Source organism: Marinobacter sp. (assembly GCF_048266785.1).
GTDB lineage: Bacteria > Pseudomonadota > Gammaproteobacteria > Pseudomonadales > Oleiphilaceae > Marinobacter.
Map to the genome: position 1 here is coordinate 20692 of NZ_JBLWYX010000008.1, position 17213 is coordinate 37904.

The window sequence follows — 17213 nt, forward strand, 5'->3', positions numbered from 1 at the left end:
GCCGGATTACTTCTCAGTTTTCGGTTTCATACCCAAAGGATTCAATAATCCTTGTGGCTTTGTCGCTGCGCAGAAACTCAAGCCATTGGCGAGCTGCCTCGTTATTCGCGCTGTGGGTCAGGAGGATAGCCTGTTGGTTGATGGGGGAATAGTAGGTTTGCGGAACGATCCAGAGTGAACCGCCTTTTTCATCCCAGGTGCGCACCTGCGAGAGAGCGACAAAGCCGGACTGGGCGTTGCTGGTAGCCACAAACTGGAAGGTTTGGGCAATGGAGTCGCCGCGCACCAGGCGACCCTGCAAGGATTCCCAAAGCCCCAGTTCCGTGAGCACTTGCTGCGCCGCGAAGCCGTAAGGCGCTGTTTTCGGATTTGCAATCGCCAAGCGCGCAAATTCGCCGGATTCAAGCCAGGCCTTCGGGGCTTCAAATCTGCCGGGTACCGGGCTCCAGAGCACCAGCTTGCCCCGGGCATAGGTGAATCGGGTACCGGCTATGCCTTGGCCGCTTTGCTCGAAAAGCTCGGGCCGGCGGCTGTCGGCGGCGAGAAATACGTCAAACGGCGCGCCATTGTCTATCTGGGCGTACAGTTTTCCGGTTGAACCATAGCTTGCAACAGCTTCCAGCCCGGTTGCCTCACCATACGCCGCAATCAGATCACGAGTCGTGTCGGTAAAGTTGGCGGCTACAGCAAGACGAACATCGGCCCCGCGCGCAATACCGCTGAATGCCAGCAGCAGGCACAGACCCGCCAACTGGTGAGAGTGCTTTTTGAGCATGGATGTGAGCCCCTTCAGGCCTTTGTGATGTCAGATTCAAGATAAGCATACCCTGAATGAAATCGTGCCACAGCCCTGTGATGCATCCGAACCCACAGAGTGAGATCAACCTGGGCGGTATTCCGGCTCAGTCAGTCGCAAGATCCACGTATTCGTGAGTCCAGAGTACAAACAGGTTGTTGGACGGTTAGCGGTAATCGCTGTAAACCCTGCTGAGCACTTGCAGTTGTGGCTGCCACTGATTGAGCCAGGTCTGCATCTCCTTTGGTATTCGTGCCGGTTTTGGCCAGGGTACCGGGTAGGCTGGAGGCTGAAGCAGTGGGGCGAATAACGCAGCGGCTGTCAGGTCCGCGCGGGAGAAAGACTCACCGGCCAGAAATGGCTGCTGGCTGTAAGTTTCCGCCAGTTCGGTAAGTAGGTCTTCGATGACTCCCCGGGATTTTTCGGCAGTTCTTTCGTTGATTTTCATCCATTTTCGCATCGTTTCGCTTACCCGGCTGAACGCCAGGCTGAGCAGAATGCGATTATAAAAGGGCGTGCCCGCAGCCAGTAAGGGCACCACAATTTTCGGGCGTTGCAGGAAGTGGTGATAGGAGTAACAACGAACGGCGGGGCCAGCTTCATCGTCCAGGCGCTTTTCCCACGCCAGAGCCTGTGTTCTTGCGGGTTCGTCCACTGGGGTGAGCGGCTTGTCAGGAAAGACTCTGTCAAGGTAGTCGAGTATGTCGGATGAACCCTGAATCACCTCGCCATCATGCTCCAGCACAGGTACAGAGGCGCCTGCGCCTTTGGTGAGCTTCTGCACAGTTTTTATGTGCTGCCCTGGCAAGAGGTTTGTGGTTTCATAACTGAGCTTCTTGTAATCCAGCGCCCAACGGATTTTCTCGCAGTAGTGGGATATGGCGAACTGATAGAGCCTGAGAGCCATGCTGTGCCTCCTGAGTAATGGGCTTCAGCATAACCTTCAGCAAGAGCGATAAAAAGCAGCAGGGCTGTATGCGTTGCGCGATTTTCATGCTTGCAAGGCCTCTGCAATTGGTTTTCCTCAAGGCTTGCCTTTAAGATGCCGACATTCATTAACGTTACAATCCAGGGGTGTGTCCATGTACTTGAAACGGATCTTGGTGACGTCTGTCTTCGCAGCCAGCGGGCTTTTTCTCTCTGCCTGTGCCACCGGGCCGGATACGCCGATGAGTTCAGGCAGCTATCAGTGTGGCCAACTGAACGTCACTACGACCGGTGTTGGAGACGGCGACCAGCTTACCGTTGAGTTCCAGGGCCAGCGTCTTCTGCTGACGCAGGCTGTGAGCGCTTCAGGTGCGCGTTATGTAGCGCCGGAAGACGATAAGACCTACTTCTGGGGCAAAGGCGAGCGGGCGCTATTCAGCGTAAAAGGACAGAGATACCCGGAGTGCTTGCAGGACGGTGCGCTGGAGATGCCGTTTGAAGCCACTGGCAACGAGCCTTTCTGGCATGTCCGTGTAGCGCATCAGGAGTTGGTGTTGAACCGTCCTTATGATACCGGAGGGCCTGAGAAGGTTGCTCTGGAAACAACCGTCGTTAACCGCCATGGTCGCGAATTCCGTGGTGAGCTGGACGGGCAGGAACTGACGCTCAAGGTGGCCCGTCAACTGTGTGAGGACACTATGTCTGGCGCCCAGTTCCCGGCGCAGGTTCGCCTGCAACTGAACGGTGACGTTTTCCAGGGCTGTGGTGGTGATCCCGAACGCCTGTTCCGCGGTGCCGAATGGGTTATTGAAGATCTGGCTGGCGCCGGCATTATCGATAGTTCCCGGATGACCATAGAGTTTTTTGATGGGAATCGTCTTGCCGGTCACGCTTCCTGTAATCGCTATGGGGGCCAGTACGAGCTTACCGCTGAAGGGGTGAGCTTCGACTATATGTTCGCAACCAAAATGGCTTGCGCGCCAGCCCTGATGAATCAGGAAGACCGCTTTCTGGCGCTCATGTCGAAGGTAAAGCGGGCATCGATTGGCCGCAACGGGCAGCTGATTCTGACAACCTCGACAGGTGAGGAGATCACCGCGTTTCAGTCGGCGGAGAACAAGAGCAGCCTGTAACGGGCCAGGACCTCACTGAGTCGTCCTGATCGCCGTAGCTCGCGGGTGCCATCCGACAGCACTTTGGCGAACTCTGCGGCAATAATAACTGTAAATGCATTAGTAAAACCGGAGTACTGCGAAGGCGAGTGTGCACTGAGACAATAGCTCACGCTCGGTTCTTTGTATTGGCTGCTGCCAATTAATCCTTAAGGGCGTTGCTCGAGGTTGACGCGTCTGTTGGAACAAGGGCGCGAGTCAGATCCCTCATGCTGAGGCTGCCTACCGCCTCACCGTTGCGAACCACCCTGAATATCAGTTCCGTGTCGCCACCTGAGCGGGAAAGAACCGTCTCGAGATTGTCTTTCTCGGAAAGGTCACCTGCATATTCTATATCGTTATCGACATCACGACTCATGATGGAGCGCACCCTGAGTACTCGTGCGCGATTGATATCGTTTATAAAGGCGACAATGTAAGGGTCGTTGGGGTTGAGCAGGATGTCCTGGGGGTCACCTTGCTGAACCACTTCGCCATCTTTGAGAATGACCAGATGATCCGAGAGCTTCAGTGCTTCGTCCAGATCGTGGGTGATGAACACAATCGTTTTCTGCAGCTCGCCCTGAAGTTCCAGCAACAGATCCTGCATATCTGACCGGATCAGCGGGTCCAGTGCGGAGAAGGCTTCGTCCATCAGCATGACCGGAGAATTGGAAACCAGCGCACGGGCTATGCCCACCCGTTGCTGCATGCCACCGGACAACTGATGAGGGTATTGGTTTTCGTTACCCTCAAGACCCACCCGGGCCAGCCACTTTACGGCTTCGTTTTCGAAGTCTGCAACGTTAGAACCACGAATGTTGAGGGCCATGCCGGCGTTCTCAAGCACGGTCTTATGGGGTAATAACGCAAACTTCTGGAACACCATGGACATTTGTTCCCGCCGGAGCTGGCGGAGCTGTTCTTCGTTCAGATCCAGAACATCTGCGCCATCAAGCCGGATTTCTCCGGCGGTGGGTTCAATCAGGCGGTTGAGATGGCGGATCAGCGTTGACTTGCCAGAGCCCGAAAGCCCCATGATCACGGTGATCTTGCCATCGAGGATATCCACGTTGATATCTCTCAGCCCCAGAACGTGGTTTTGCTGATCCAGCAGATCGGCCTTGTTCATGCCCCGCTTTACGTACTCGAGAGCCACATCCGGCGTTGGCCCGAAAATCTTGTAGAGGTTTTTAATGGAAATCTTTATTTCATTTGCCACGTGCTGTCCTCACTGATTTTGGCTGGCATTGATGCGCGCCAGGGAAGCTTTGGTCACACGGTCTAGAATGACGGCCAGGATCACAATGCCAAGTCCGGCAACCAGGCCAACGCCGAGCTCCAGATTCCGGATGCCGCGAAGTACCAGAACACCGAGGCCAGGGGCCGAAACAAGCGATGCGATAACAACCATGGCGAGACTCATCATGATGGTCTGATTTACGCCGGCCATGATGTTGGGGAGAGCCAGGGGTATCTGAACCTTGAACAGTTTCTGGCTGGGCGTCATGCCGAACGCATCCGCCGCCTCGATCACATCCTTGTCTACCAGCCGGATACCAAGGTTCGTCAGCCGCACCACGGGCACGATGGCGTACAGAATGATGGCGATACCGTAAAGCTTGGATTCGGTCACACTGAACAGGAAAATCAGCGGAATCAGATAAACGAATGGCGGCAACGTCTGGAGCATGTCGAGCACCGGAATCGTCAGCCGCTGCATGGTATTACTTCGGGACATGGCGATGCCTATGGGTACACCAAGCAGAACACAGAGGAAGGCGCAGACAAAAATAATGGCAAGCGTCTGCATGGCGTATTCGTAGTAGTCGATGAACGCCAACAGGCAAATGCTGGCAGCCACAAACAGCACCAGTTTCCAGGATTTAGTGACCAGAAAAACGACGGCTAACATAATCGGGATTATGATCCACCAGGGTGTGGTGAGCATGCCGTACAGGGCGCCATCAAGGGCCCAGCTCAGCGGCTGAGTCAGTGGATCGAGTACCAGGCTGAGATTGTCTTTTACGGCAAGAAAGCCCTGTTCCAGGCCTTTAGTGAGTTCTCTGGATTGCGGAAATGCAGCGCAGGAGTCGTTGAGAGCATCCATTGATGGGAATGGAAAGTCCCACAAGGATTCCGGCTCTGCATTATCGCCTTTGGCTTTGGCGAGCAGATCGGCCATCGACATGGGGCCGTCTTCTTTGCCTTCCGCACACCACTCTTTTAACCCAAGTGCCGAAAACAGTGAGTCGTAGGTTGCCATTTGCGTTTAGCCTCTTCTGCGCATGGGGAGCCATACGCCACAGAATTCGGTTGCTGTCACTATCAGATGTGCCCGGGACATATCCTTGCAGATGCTGCTCCCGGGCCAGGGCGGGTCAATCAGTTTTCAAGAATGGCAGCAAGTTTATTCTTGGCGTCATCGTTCAGCCAGCCAGACCATTCATCACGGTTGTTGCTCAGAAAATAAACCGCTGCTTCTTCGCCGGATGCGTTACTGGAATCCATCCAGGCCAGAAGCGCGCTCATGGTGTCTGTTTTAAATGTCATTTTGCTGAGCATCTCTGTCACTTCCGGTTCGCGGTCCTTGAAGCTGGTGGTAACAGAGGTAAGAACGGTTGCTGCCGGGAACTCGGATACACCGGGGTTGTCCGCGTTGGCAGTCTGATTTTTCTGGTGAACCTCCGGCTTGTATTCGCCAAGCTCTACCCGGGTCATGTCATACTTACCCAGTGGCACAGTCGGGCCCCAGTAGTAGCCGAACCATGGCTCTTCTTTCTGAACAGCAGACGCCATTGAAGAGGCAAGGGTCTCACCGGAACCGTGGTTGAACACCTTGATACCGGCGTCTTCCAGATCCAGAGCGCGAATCAGGTTGTCACTGACAATCCTGCAGCCCCAGCCGTCCGGACAGTTGTTGAAGCGTGAGCCCACCAGTTCGGGGTTGGCCATCACACCTTCGATCGTTTTCAGCTCGGGGTGTTTCTCCACCAGGTAAGTGGGAATCCACCATCCTTCCACGCCGCCGGGATCAAGTACTTTTGCGAGCCTTTCGATTTTGCCTTCTTTTTCAAGGCGCAGGTAAGCCTCACCCGCTGAGTTCAGCCACAGTTCGGTGACGATATCCGGCTCACCGTTTTCAGCAACAGACGTTACCGCCGGTACGGTGTCGGAGGGTATAACCGACACGTCGCAGCCATAGCCCTGCTCCATGATGAATTTGGCGACGTTGGTGACCACTGTATTGGAAGCCCAGTTCATTTCTGTGATGGATACTTCACCACAGTTGGCCTGTGCCATGGCGGGCACTGATAGTGCACATAGCAGTGCAGCAGACATAAGCTTTCGCATAGTCACTTCTCCGTTTTTGGGTTGGTGAATTCTGGTATCAGTTGTTTTGCTAATTGTTTTATGACTGATGTGAGGTAACCGGGAAAGGCTCTCTGGTTTGCGGTTTTCTGGCAATACTGGGAGTAGGGCAAAACGACTCGTCTCGGTTACCACGTAGCCATAAGCATAAGGATCCTGAGCTCAGTTACAAGGTTTTAACGAAAATGGGCCATTTTTGAAGACGTATCGAATAAGCTTGCGAGGCTTCTCGTCAGTTGCTTGACGCAACCCTTTTTTCGAGCCAATCTCTCGGTTGTCTGTCACCTTGACTCATTCTGCTTTTTCCGGAACGGAGCTGATAACAATGAAGATTTTCGAAACGAAAACTGCACCGAATCCTCGCCGCGTACGCATGTTTATGGCGGAGAAGGGTTTGCTTGATAAGGCTGAGTTCATTGAGATTGATCTGCAGAAAGGTGAAAACCTGACGCCGGAATACGTGGCGCGTAACCCGATGAAGAAAGTGCCGGTAATGGAGCTGGATGACGGAACCTGCATATCCGAGACCATGGCCATTTGCCGTTACTTTGAGGAAAGCTATCCGGAGGCGCCGACCCTCTTGGGCGACACTCCGCTTGAGAAAGCAACAATTGAGCAATGGGTCAGATGGATCGAGTTCTACTTCTTTACGCCGACAGGCATGTGTTTCCAGCACACCAGCGGCTATTTCAAAGACAGGATGAATCCCATCAAGGAATGGGGCGAGGATTGCGGGAAGAGCGTCAGCAAGTTTATGGCATTTCTCAACGATCATCTTGCTGATCAGGAATACATCTGCTGCGATCGGTTTACCGCTGCTGACATTAATGCCTTTACGACGGTGGCGTTCGCCCGTGTGGTGAGTATCCGCATCCAACCCGAACACACCAACCTTCAGGCATGGTATGACCGCATCAAGTCGCGCCCGTCTGCGCAGGCCTGATGTTTGGCAAAACCTGCTCAGAGCTGTCTCAGTCTCTGGGCGACAAGCGCGAGAGTTGTTAAAGGAGACAGTATGGAGCGAGCATCCCTCAAGCGTGCTCTGAATGCGATTGACAGTGCAAACCGCGCAGATCCCAATAAGGAGACTGTGGCAGACGAGCTCTTGCCCAGAGAGTATGTGTATAGCCTGCATATGACTCGTTGGCTGCACGAATTGGAGCCTGCGCCCTCAGAGCGAATGCAGATTGCCTGTCGCGCCCAGCATATCGAACGCTGGAAAATGCCCCGCAGCGATTATCCCGAAGGTCGGAAACCCTATTACGAATGGCGCCAGGCGTGCGGGCGTATGCACGGCAGAAGGGCCGCTGAGATTATGGCAGGCTGCGGTTATCCCGACGGTGAGTGTGAGCGGGTTGAGGTGATTCTGACCAAGCGGGAGCTGCGCAAAGACGCAGACACCCAGTTGCTGGAAGACGTCGCGTGTATGGTCTTTCTGGAAAAATACTTCGCGCAGTTTTATGCGGATAACGCAGAATATGAGCGGGAGAAGTGGCTGAGGATTGTGCGCCGCACCTGGGGCAAAATGTCGCCGCGCGCCCATGAGCGGGCTTTAGCGTTATCGACGAAGCTGCCCGAACATTTGCAACTGCTGATGCAGGAAGCCCTGGCGGATCCTGAATGATCCGGCCAGGCTCAGGTTTCTCACCTGTTCTTGCTTGCGACTATCATTAGTTGGGAAAGAACAGCTCTTGCAGCTTCGCGCCGGGGTTGGCAGCGCGCATGAAGGATTCGCCCACCAGAAACCCGTAAATGCCGCGGCCAGTCATGGCTTCGACGTCGGCTCGGGTCATGATGCCGCTTTCGGTGATCGCCAGCCGGTTTTTGCCTATGCGCTGGTGCAGGTTGAAGGTGGTTTCCAGTGACACTTCGAAGCTGTGCAGGTCGCGGTTGTTGATACCGATCAGCGGTGTGGTCAGCGTCAGTGCGTCGTCCATTTCTTCGCTGTTGTGCACTTCTACCAGCACGTCCATGCCAATTTCGTGGGCTATGCCTTCCAGCTCCTGCATCTGGTCTTTGGTAAGGCAGGCGGCGATCAGGAGTATGCAGTCAGCACCGATAGTGCGGGCTTCGTAGACCTGATAGGGCGCGACCATGAAGTCTTTGCGGATAACCGGCAGGCTACAGGCGTTGCGGGCGGCAATCAGGTAGTCTTCGTGGCCTTGGAAGAAGTCGTGGTCAGTAAGTACTGACAAGCAGGCGGCGCCGCCTTGTTCGTAGCTTTCGGCGATTTCGGCTGGCTCAAATGGATCCCGGAGTATGCCTTTGCTGGGTGAGGCTTTTTTAATTTCGGCGATGACGGCGGGTCTGCTGCCTTCTATGCGCTGGCGCAGGGCGTTGGTAAAGCCGCGGGTGCCGGGCTGGTCGCCGGATTTAGCCTTGAGATCTTCCAGGCTTGTTGTGCGTTTGCGAGAGTCTATTTCTTCCCACTTCCTTTCTACGATTTTTCGCAGGATGGTGGGGATTTTGTCGTTTTGCTCGGTCATTTCTTTGAGGTTCCGTGCTTGAGCCTGTCGGTCGCCGCCTCTCAAAACACGCCCGTGAATACGTCCATGTAGGGCTTGGCTGCAGCCATCCTTGGCTACAGACAGTTTTGAGAGGCGGCGACCGACAGGCTCTCAGAATTTGGGTGCTGGCTTCTCCAGCAGTTTCACTGTTTGCTCGTCCTGTCTTGCTACTAACTCAGAAACAGTGGGAGAAATCTGCCAGTTCTGCCAGTTTGCCGGCGGCCAGGCCGGAGCCCATGGCGTCCAGAGCCATTTCGACGCCTGTTTTAGCGGTTGGCGCCAGGCCGGCAATGTAGATGGCGGCGCCGGCGTTGAGGGCGATCAGGTCCCGGGCTTTTTCGGCCATTTCGTCGTGGCCGCGGCCGAAGGCGGCTTTGATCAGGTTCAGGGAGTCTTCGGCAGTATCAACAGTCAGGCCTACCAGACTCTGGCTTTTGATGCCCAGATCTTCCGGCGTGATGTCGTATTCTGTGATTTCGCCGTTTTTCAGTTCAGCCACGTGGGTGGCACTGGCCAGGCTGATCTCGTCGAGGCCGTCTTTGGAGGCCACTACCATTATGTGTTCGGAGCCCAGCTTTTGCAGCACTTCGGCCATGGGGCGGCACAGAGCTTTGCTGAATACGCCGACTAGCTGGCGCTTTACGCCTGCCGGGTTGGTCATGGGGCCGAGGATGTTGAACAGGGTGCGGCAGCCCATTTCCCTGCGCGGGCCAACGGCGTGTTTCATGGCGCCATGATGGGACGGCGCGAACATGAAGCCTACGCCGATCTGCTCTACGCAGCGGGCGACTTGTTCCGGTGTGAGGTTGAGGTTGATACCGGCTTGTTCGATCAGGTCGGCGCTGCCGCTTTTGGAGGAAACAGCACGGTTGCCATGTTTGGCGACAAAGCCGCCGGCGGCGGCAACCACGAACGCTGAGGCAGAGGATACGTTGAACAGGTTGGCGCCGTCGCCGCCTGTGCCTACGATGTCGACCAGGGGCTCGGCTTTGATGGTTACGCCCGAGACCAGCTCACGCATGACTTCCACCGCGCCGGTAATCTCGTCGACGGTTTCGCTTTTGATGCGCAGGCCCATCAGCAGGGCGCCGATCTGGGCGTCGGTGGCCTCGCCGTTCATCACGATGCTCATTACCTGCTTCATTTCTTCCCGGGACATATCGAGGTTTTCGGCCACCCGGTTCAGTGCGTCTTTCATGTTCATTGGCTTTGCCTTTTTATTGGGTTCGCAGGAAGTTGCGCAGCAGCTCGTGGCCCTGTTCACTCATTATTGATTCCGGGTGAAACTGTACCCCTTCGATGGCCAGGGTCTTGTGGCGCACGCCCATGATTTCTTCCACGCTGCCGTCGCTGTTGCGCGTCCAGGCGGTCATTTCCAGGCATTCCGGCAGGCTGGCCTGCTCAATCACCAGGCTGTGGTAACGGGTGGCTTGCAACGGGTTGTTGAGGCCGCGGAACACACCGGCGCCCTGGTGATATACCGGTGACACTTTGCCGTGCATCACTCGTCCCGCTCGGATGATGTTGCCGCCGAATACCTGGCCGATGGCCTGGTGGCCCAGGCAGATGCCGAGAATGGGGATCTTGCCGGCAAAATGCCGGATAACGTCCATGGACACTCCGGCTTCATTCGGTGTGCAGGGGCCGGGCGAGATCACCAACCGTTCGGGGTTCAGCGCCTTAATCTGTTCCACAGTGATTTCGTCGTTGCGGTGCACCTGTACATCGGCACCCAGCTCGGCGAGATACTGCACCACGTTGTAGGTGAAGGAATCGTAGTTGTCGATCATCAATAGCATGATATTTCCCTCGCCTCAGTGGTCAAAATCGTTGTAGGTCATGGCCACCGCGCGGAAGATGGCGCGGCCCTTGTTCATGGTTTCTTTCCACTCAAGGCGAGGTACCGAGTCGGCGACAATGCCGGCGCCGGCCTGTATGTGCAGTGTCTTGTCCTTGATAACGGCGGTGCGGATGGCAATGGCCGTATCCATGTTGCCGTTGAACGAGAGATAGCCAACGGCACCACCGTAGACCCCACGCTTTACCGGTTCCAGTTCGTCAATGATCTCCATGGCCCGGGTTTTCGGGGCGCCGCTCAGAGTGCCGGCGGGCAGGGTGGCCTTGAGCACGTCGAGGCAACTGGTGCCGTCTTTTACCTGACCGGTTACGTTGGACACTATGTGCATCACGTGGGAGTAACGTTCTACCGCCATTTTCTCGGTCAGCCGAACGGTGCCGGTTTCCGACACGCGGCCCGCATCGTTGCGACCCAGATCAATCAGCATCAGGTGTTCGGCGATTTCTTTCGGGTCGGCCAGCAGTTCGGCTTCCAGAGCCCGATCTTCTGCATCAGTGGCGCCACGTTTGCGGGTGCCTGCGATGGGGCGAACCGTTACTTCCCGGTCTTCCATGCGTGCCAGGATCTCGGGCGACGAACCGACAATGTGGAAGTCGTCCAGATCCAGGAAGTACATGTACGGGGAGGGGTTAAGTACCCGCAATGCGCGATACAGGTTCAGCGGCGGGGCTTCGAACGGAATCGACATGCGCTGGGAAATGACGGTTTGCATCACATCGCCATCCAGCACGTAGTCTTTGATTTTATCGACCGCCGCTTCGAATTTTTCCTGGCTGAAGCCGGAAACAAACTCGCTTTCATCCACGGTTTTTCCACGCAGGTGTGCGGGTGTTTTCGGGGTGTTGGCGGTTTGCCGGTGCAGTTGTTGTTCGAGTTCGTCGAGTCTCAGTTGGGCCTGCTCGTAACCGCCTTCATCGGCCGGGTCTACGTGCACAATCAGGTGCAGTTTGCCGCGCAGGTTGTCGAACACCACCAGTTCGTTGGACACCATTAACAGTATGTCGGGCGTACCAATGCGGTCCGGAGGACAGCTGGTTGCAAGGCGCTTCTCGATGTAGCGTACTGTGTCATAGCCGAAATAGCCGACCAGGCCGCCGTTGAAACGAGGTAATTCTTCCAGGTCAGGCGCATTAAAGCGTCCCTGATAGCTGGCAACAAACGCTAGTGGGTCGTCTACTTCAGCAGTTTCTAACAGCTCGCCGTGCAGGCGAATCTCTATGCGGTGGTCATATATTTTGAGCACTTCCTGGCTTGGCAGGCCGATGATGGAATAGCGGCCCCATTTTTCGCCGCCCTGTACCGATTCAAACAGGTAAGAATAAGGCCCGCTGGCCAGCTTGAGGTACGTGCTTAACGGGGTGTCCATGTCCGCAAGCACTTCGCGGTACACGGGGATACGATTGAAGCCGGCTTGTGCCAGCTTGCGGAATTGTTCGGAGTTCATGGTCGGGCTTCCTGGAATCTGATCTGCGTTCGAGCAGGCGCTCGCTTGATGCCTGGCTGAGTGTTTTCAGCCGGTACGCCATCGCCACCATCGTGTTGCGCGGGTTGTCAGGATGCCTCGCGCTGCAGTCAGATTCAGTCCCTGCACGGCAGGAATCTCCCGAATTGAAAAGAATTAAAGTTCAAGACCACAGAGGTTACAAAAGCTCGCTCAGGGAATCAACCACAGCGTCTGCCCCCAGTGCCTGTACTGAACGGCCAAAGTTGTAGCCGTAGGTGACCGCTATACAGGGAACGCCCGCTGCCTGGGCAGCGCTTACGTCTGCCGCCGAGTCGCCCACCATCACCGTGGTGCCACGACTACCCTGAAGTGCCTCCATGGCATGGAGGAGGGGTGCGGGATCGGGTTTTTTCGCGCTCAGCGTATCGCCACCAACCACCAGTTCGAAATGATGTTCCAAGCCCATCTGTTCAAGCAGAGGGCTCACAAACTGTTCAGGTTTGTTTGTCACAACGGCCATGCGGCAGCCACGTTCACTCAATGTTTCAAGGCAGGCCTCAACGCCGGCGTAGACCGTTGAATGCTGGCCGTTGAGTTGTTGGTAATTTTGGTAAAAGAGCTCTAATGCGTCATTAAACAGAGCTTCATCGCTGCCACTGGCAGGCTCCCAATCGGCCTTGCCGGCCAGGGCCCGTCGCATCAGGATAGGGGAGCCGTGACCCACCCATTGGCGTACCTGTTCAATCCCGGCTGGCTTGCGCCCCAACTGCTCAAGGGTCAGATCAACGGCAGCTGCGAGATCCGGCGCGCTGTCTACCAGGGTGCCGTCGAGATCAAACAGGGCGACACCTGGCCAGCGGGCGTTAAACAGGCCTGCCAGGCTCATTGGCCCGAAACCGTTTGGACCAATGCCATACGGGCATGCTCAAGCTCCACGCGCATGGTATCGATGGTGGCTTTGTAGTCATCGGTATTGAAAATAGCCGAACCCGCGACAAAGGTATCTGCTCCGGCTTCAGCAATTTCACGGATGTTGTCGGTTTTTACACCGCCATCGATTTCCAGCCGGATGTTGTAGTTGCTGGCATCAATGCGTTTGCGGGCTTCCCGCAGCTTGTCCAGGGTGCCGGGAATAAACTTCTGGCCACCGAAGCCGGGGTTCACCGACATCATCAACACCATGTCGAGTTTATCCATCACATGGTCCATGTGATGCAGCGGTGTGGCCGGGTTGAACACCAGGCCGGCTTTGCAGCCACCCTCGCGAATCAGCTGCAGGGAGCGATCAATGTGTTTGGACGCCTCCGGGTGGAAGGTGATGTAGCTGGCACCGGCGTCAATGAACATACGAATCAGGTCGTCGACCGGCGACACCATCAGGTGCACGTCGATGGGAGCGGTAACGCCGTGCTTGCGCAGCGCTTCACACACCATCGGCCCGATGGTCAGGTTGGGCACATAATGGTTGTCCATCACGTCGAAATGCACCACGTCTGCGCCGGCGGACAGAACGTTATCCACTTCTTCGCCCAGGCGGGCAAAATCGGCAGACAGAATGGATGGGGCAATCAGATAAGGATTCATCACGGTTCTCGCAAACAATTGGCAGCCATTGATAATAATGACAGTCTAACAGCACAAGAGCGTGTTTTCGTAGCCAGAGGAGCAGGAACTGTGCGCCGATTCAGAACAATATGCAGAAGCAGCTACCGCAAGCGTCTGGCTGGCTGGTTGCTGGCTTTGGCTTTGGCTTTGGCTTTGGCTGGCACCGTTGCGGCAGCGTCTGCCGAGAAAGAGACGGCGCCGGGGGTGCCCGCTCAGTCGCCTGCGACTTACTTGCGCGGCGTCGTGTCGTCCGGGCTGGGTGAGTGGGGGCTGAGCCAGAGATTTCCCGATGCCGCACTCTGGCTTGATCTTGAAGACGGCGCGCGCACATTGGCGCTGCTCTGGCCCGAGACGAAAACCCCCGCGAGAGGTGCGCTGATCATTCTGGCCGACGAAGGTGAGAATGCAGAGTCGGGGCTGGCAGGAGCTCTGGCCAGGGAGCTGACGCATCGGAAGTTTGCCGTGCTTACCCTTGGTCTGGAGCCACCATCGGCCGCGGTCGAGCGCATTCTGGAGCGTCCCGGCCCGGTGTCTGAAGCAGGGCCTGAAGAGCAAAGCCAGGAGGCCGCCATCCCAGCCACGATCGATGTAATGGCATCAGAAACTGTGGATGAGCCGGGAACCGCTTACAGGACGCGTATCCGCGAGGAACTCGTGGCTGGCGCCGCCGAACTTGAAAAACGTGAATATGAGCTTATCGGGGTGATCGGTATAGGGCGAGGCAGCAACCATGTTGTTACCTATGCGGTGGAGCTGGGAACATTGCCAGCCCTGATCTGGGTAGACCCGAAATTCTATCCTTATGATTCCAGCCGGTTGGCCGCAACACTACAGAAGGCTTCTGTGCCACGCATTCTGGAACTTTCGTCATCCGATGAAGAAGAACAACGCAAGGCCGGGCTGAGGCGAGCCAAGGTGGTGGGCTTCAGTGTTCAATCTGTGGGGTCTGGTACGTCGTTTGCGTCGCGAAACGGGAAGGCTCTTGCGGGCAGAATTTCCGCATGGCTCAATTCAGAGTAGCGGTTGTCGGGAGCTATTATTGGCGTCGCCTGATCAGCTCCCATGCCTGCTGATAACGCAGTAGGCGCTCTTTGGCTAACGCGTGTTCCGCAGCGTTCAGTTGCCGTTGTGCCAGCTTGTCCGGGTGGCACTCGGAGACTTTCTTTCGGTAGGCGCGTTTGATCGTTGTCAGAGGGTCTCGTCGCGTGACCCCAAGCAGGGTGCATGCCTGCTCGAGCGTTTCGGGCTTTGAAGGCGCATCGCTGAGGTCGCCCCACACGCGGCTGGCGTAGCTTTCAAAAATGTCTTCGCTGATGGTGACCGGCAGGCCAATCTGGTCAATGGTATCTTCACAACGGTAACGACGGGGTTTGATCGGCCGACCTTTGAGCTGCGCAGCGTGACACAGGCAGATGGCCACTTTCAGGGCTGGCGCAGGCCAGATGCGTTGGCTGAGCTTTAATGTAAGTCCAGTGAACGATGGAAGTTCTTCTGATGCTTTGCCTTTTTGAAAACTGCTGATGGCTTTGCGTCTTTGCCGTTTGGATAGCGCCAGCGCCGTGATAAGGCTTTCAGCGAAACCGATGTCCTGCTCTGACACGCGGCCATCCGCTTTCGCGATATAGCCCAGAAAGAAAAACAGGGGACGCCGGCACCAGCGGGGCAGGCGGACCTGGCCGATCAGTTTTTGTGCCTGGTGGTCAGCGGCCGAGAGCCTTTTCAACAGACCGGAGAATGCGGCTTCCATTCGCGGCGACAGGGCTGGGTGCGCAGAATGGGTTGGCATTGGGTTACAGGTCCTGAACGGCCAGTTGCTGATCCAGCGCCCGCAACCGCTCTGGCGTCCCTACATCAACCCAGAGGCCGGGATGGTGTAGCCCGGCTACCCGGCCTTCGGCCATTGCTGCCTGCAGAACAGGCGCGAGCTTGCCGGCCTGGTTACTCAGGCCGTCAAACAGCTTGCGATTGAGAAGGCTGATGCCTGTAAAGGTCAGTTTTTCACCTTCCTTCCCGGCACACTCTTCATACAATGTACCATTGTCGTTCAGGCAGAAATCACCCTGGCGGTGGTGCACGGGGTTGTCGGTCATCACCAGAATGGCATCGATGGCAGACGGCTCGCCGGGTGGCGGTGGCTGGAGTCGGACCAGGTCAAAGTCGGTCCAGATATCTCCGTTTATAACCATAAACCAGTCGGTATCAGCGGAGCTCAGCAGTGGCAGGGCGTGGACTATGCCGCCAGCGGTCTCCAGCGGTTCGCCTTCACGTGAATAATGAAGGGAAAGTCCGAACCGCTCTCCGTTGCCCAGAGTGTATTCAATCTGCTCTCCCAGCCACGCGTGGTTGATGACTACATCCCGGAAGCCTGCGCGATGGAGGCGTTCCAGATGATATTCAATGAGCGGTTTACCGCCGGCGCTAAGCAGAGGTTTGGGGGTAGTAAGGGTAAGTGGGCGCATACGCTCGCCCTTGCCGGCCGCAAGAATCATCGCCTTCACGGTGCCAAGTGCTCCTGGCCCGGAACAGGGCCAATCAGGTTTTCGATCCGTGGTACGGCGACCATTGTCAGCCAGTCGTGAAAATGCCTCAAGGCTGGCTGCCGTTTGCTGGCGGAAAGCAGATAGCTCACGGTGCGGGGGATGTCCGCCAGGTAGCGCGGCTTGTCGTCACGCATGGCCAGTCTGGCAAAGATGCCGGCGGCCTTGAGGTGGCGCTGCATGCCCATAAGCTCAAACCACTGACGGAAGGTGTCACTGTCGGCTCGGTGCAGGCCGGCCCCCAGGGTTTTTTCACGGAATGTTTCCAACCATTGGCAAACCTGCTCTTCGGGCCATTGAATGTAGCAGTCCTTGAGCAATGAAACCACGTCGTAGGTGACCGGCCCGGTTACCGCATCCTGAAAATCGATAACGCCCGGGCGGTTGCTTTGCTCCCGCACCAACAGGTTCCGGGAATGGTAATCCCGGTGCACGGTAACTTGAGGCTGGGCCAGCGCGCTCTCCCGGAGCAGTGCAAAGGTGGTATCAAGCATGGATTGCTCAGTGTTACTCAGTACCAGGCCAAGATAGCCTTCCAATAGCCAGTCCCGGAACAGCGCCATTTCACGATTCAGTAGGGCTGTGTTGTAGGTTGGCATTGGATAGTCAGTTGGTGCGGACAGCCGCTGAATAAGAACGAGTTCGTCCAGTGCGCTTCGGTAGAGCGTGTTTGCGGTTTTGGGGTTGAGTTGGTCCAGCATCAGTTGGTCACCGAAATCTTCCAGTAACAGAAAACCGCGCTCAGAATCGGCTTCGAATATCTTCGGAACAGCGATTCCTGCCTCGCACCAATGCCTGTCAAGCTGGATAAAGGGTTCGCAATTCTCCTGCTCCGGGGGCGAATCCATAACAATGAACGGAACACTGCTTCCATCGGTGGCGGTTTTCCAGACACGGAAATAGCGCCGGAAACTGGCGTCACCGGAAACGGGTCGGACATCGGTATTCCCGAATCCGGGAAACTGTCTGATCCAGGTGGTCAGCATCTGCAGGCGGTTGTCCATAGCTCTGGCGTT

Annotated in this window: 18 protein-coding genes; 4 read left to right on the forward strand and 14 right to left on the reverse strand. The window is 56.3% G+C overall.

Annotated elements, in window-relative coordinates; all coding sequences use genetic code 11:
- Window positions 1-13: 13 nt before the first annotated feature.
- Together modA and ACN0V1_RS12440 are read right to left on the reverse strand one after the other, a co-directional pair.
- On the reverse strand, window positions 14-775 hold the full coding sequence (gene modA, locus ACN0V1_RS12435; protein WP_417545296.1) for a molybdate ABC transporter substrate-binding protein: 762 nt from the start codon (window positions 773-775) through the stop codon (window positions 14-16).
- A 187-nt stretch (window positions 776-962) separates the two neighbouring features.
- Window positions 963-1703, reverse strand: coding sequence for a glutathione S-transferase family protein (locus tag ACN0V1_RS12440; RefSeq protein ID WP_417545297.1), 741 nt, complete (start codon window positions 1701-1703; stop codon window positions 963-965).
- A 175-nt stretch (window positions 1704-1878) separates the two neighbouring features.
- Between ACN0V1_RS12440 and ACN0V1_RS12445 the strand changes: the two genes are divergently transcribed.
- On the forward strand, window positions 1879-2856 hold the full coding sequence (locus ACN0V1_RS12445; RefSeq protein ID WP_417545298.1) for an META domain-containing protein: 978 nt from the start codon (window positions 1879-1881) through the stop codon (window positions 2854-2856).
- A gap of 181 nt (window positions 2857-3037) precedes the next feature.
- Here ACN0V1_RS12445 and ACN0V1_RS12450 read toward each other — a convergent pair whose 3' ends face one another.
- The 3 genes from ACN0V1_RS12450 to ACN0V1_RS12460 all read right to left on the reverse strand — a co-directional run bounded on the left by ACN0V1_RS12450 (window position 3038) and on the right by ACN0V1_RS12460 (window position 6228).
- Window positions 3038-4096 carry a betaine/proline/choline family ABC transporter ATP-binding protein gene (locus ACN0V1_RS12450; RefSeq protein ID WP_417545299.1) on the reverse strand — a complete coding sequence of 353 codons (1059 nt, stop codon included), beginning with the start codon at window positions 4094-4096 and terminating at the stop codon, window positions 3038-3040.
- Window positions 4097-4105: 9 nt separating this feature from the next.
- Window positions 4106-5140 (reverse strand): ABC transporter permease, encoded by a 1035-nt coding sequence (locus tag ACN0V1_RS12455; protein ID WP_417545300.1) that lies wholly within the window; start codon window positions 5138-5140, stop codon window positions 4106-4108.
- A 119-nt stretch (window positions 5141-5259) separates the two neighbouring features.
- Window positions 5260-6228, reverse strand: a complete 969-nt coding sequence (locus ACN0V1_RS12460) for an ABC transporter substrate-binding protein (RefSeq protein ID WP_417545301.1) — start codon at window positions 6226-6228, stop codon at window positions 5260-5262.
- 343 nt (window positions 6229-6571) lie between these two features.
- Between ACN0V1_RS12460 and ACN0V1_RS12465 the strand changes: the two genes are divergently transcribed.
- Together ACN0V1_RS12465 and ACN0V1_RS12470 are read left to right on the forward strand one after the other, a co-directional pair.
- Window positions 6572-7189, forward strand: coding sequence for a glutathione S-transferase family protein (locus ACN0V1_RS12465; RefSeq protein ID WP_417545302.1), 618 nt, complete (start codon window positions 6572-6574; stop codon window positions 7187-7189).
- A gap of 72 nt (window positions 7190-7261) precedes the next feature.
- A complete protein-coding gene (locus ACN0V1_RS12470; RefSeq protein ID WP_417545303.1) occupies window positions 7262-7870 on the forward strand; it encodes a DUF4202 domain-containing protein in 609 nt (202 codons plus the stop codon).
- Window positions 7871-7916: 46 nt separating this feature from the next.
- On the opposite strand, the gene trpC is transcribed toward ACN0V1_RS12470, so the two are convergent.
- From trpC to rpe, 6 genes are all read right to left on the reverse strand, one after another.
- A complete protein-coding gene (gene trpC, locus ACN0V1_RS12475) occupies window positions 7917-8732 on the reverse strand; it encodes an indole-3-glycerol phosphate synthase TrpC (RefSeq protein ID WP_417545304.1) in 816 nt (271 codons plus the stop codon).
- Between the two features lie 196 nt (window positions 8733-8928).
- Window positions 8929-9957: an anthranilate phosphoribosyltransferase gene (trpD, locus tag ACN0V1_RS12480; protein WP_417545305.1), complete on the reverse strand. Its 1029-nt coding sequence runs from the start codon at window positions 9955-9957 to the stop codon at window positions 8929-8931.
- A gap of 13 nt (window positions 9958-9970) precedes the next feature.
- The gene (locus ACN0V1_RS12485; RefSeq protein ID WP_417545306.1) at window positions 9971-10552 is read right to left on the reverse strand and encodes an anthranilate synthase component II; all 582 of its coding nucleotides are present in this window, start codon (window positions 10550-10552) and stop codon (window positions 9971-9973) included.
- A gap of 15 nt (window positions 10553-10567) precedes the next feature.
- The gene (gene trpE, locus ACN0V1_RS12490; protein ID WP_417545307.1) at window positions 10568-12055 is read right to left on the reverse strand and encodes an anthranilate synthase component I; all 1488 of its coding nucleotides are present in this window, start codon (window positions 12053-12055) and stop codon (window positions 10568-10570) included.
- A 196-nt stretch (window positions 12056-12251) separates the two neighbouring features.
- The gene (locus ACN0V1_RS12495) at window positions 12252-12941 is read right to left on the reverse strand and encodes a phosphoglycolate phosphatase (RefSeq protein ID WP_417545308.1); all 690 of its coding nucleotides are present in this window, start codon (window positions 12939-12941) and stop codon (window positions 12252-12254) included.
- Window positions 12938-13639, reverse strand: coding sequence for a ribulose-phosphate 3-epimerase (rpe, locus tag ACN0V1_RS12500; protein ID WP_417545309.1), 702 nt, complete (start codon window positions 13637-13639; stop codon window positions 12938-12940). Before rpe ends, ACN0V1_RS12495 begins: the two co-directional genes overlap by 4 nt.
- Window positions 13640-13729: 90 nt before the next feature.
- On the opposite strand from rpe, the gene ACN0V1_RS12505 reads away from it, so the two are divergent.
- Window positions 13730-14680 (forward strand): DUF3530 family protein, encoded by a 951-nt coding sequence (locus tag ACN0V1_RS12505; RefSeq protein ID WP_417545310.1) that lies wholly within the window; start codon window positions 13730-13732, stop codon window positions 14678-14680.
- Between the two features lie 16 nt (window positions 14681-14696).
- Here the strand turns inward: ACN0V1_RS12505 and ACN0V1_RS12510 are convergent, their stop codons facing one another.
- Genes ACN0V1_RS12510 through ACN0V1_RS12520 form a run of 3 tightly spaced genes read right to left on the reverse strand, consistent with a single transcriptional unit; the run spans window position 14697 to window position 17201 of the window.
- Window positions 14697-15446 (reverse strand): molecular chaperone DjlA, encoded by a 750-nt coding sequence (locus ACN0V1_RS12510; protein WP_417545311.1) that lies wholly within the window; start codon window positions 15444-15446, stop codon window positions 14697-14699.
- A gap of 4 nt (window positions 15447-15450) precedes the next feature.
- Window positions 15451-16158 (reverse strand): N-acetylmuramate alpha-1-phosphate uridylyltransferase MurU, encoded by a 708-nt coding sequence (gene murU / locus ACN0V1_RS12515; protein ID WP_417545312.1) that lies wholly within the window; start codon window positions 16156-16158, stop codon window positions 15451-15453.
- Window positions 16155-17201: an aminoglycoside phosphotransferase family protein gene (locus ACN0V1_RS12520; protein WP_417545313.1), complete on the reverse strand. Its 1047-nt coding sequence runs from the start codon at window positions 17199-17201 to the stop codon at window positions 16155-16157. Before ACN0V1_RS12520 ends, murU begins: the two co-directional genes overlap by 4 nt.
- Window positions 17202-17213: the final 12 nt, after the last annotated feature.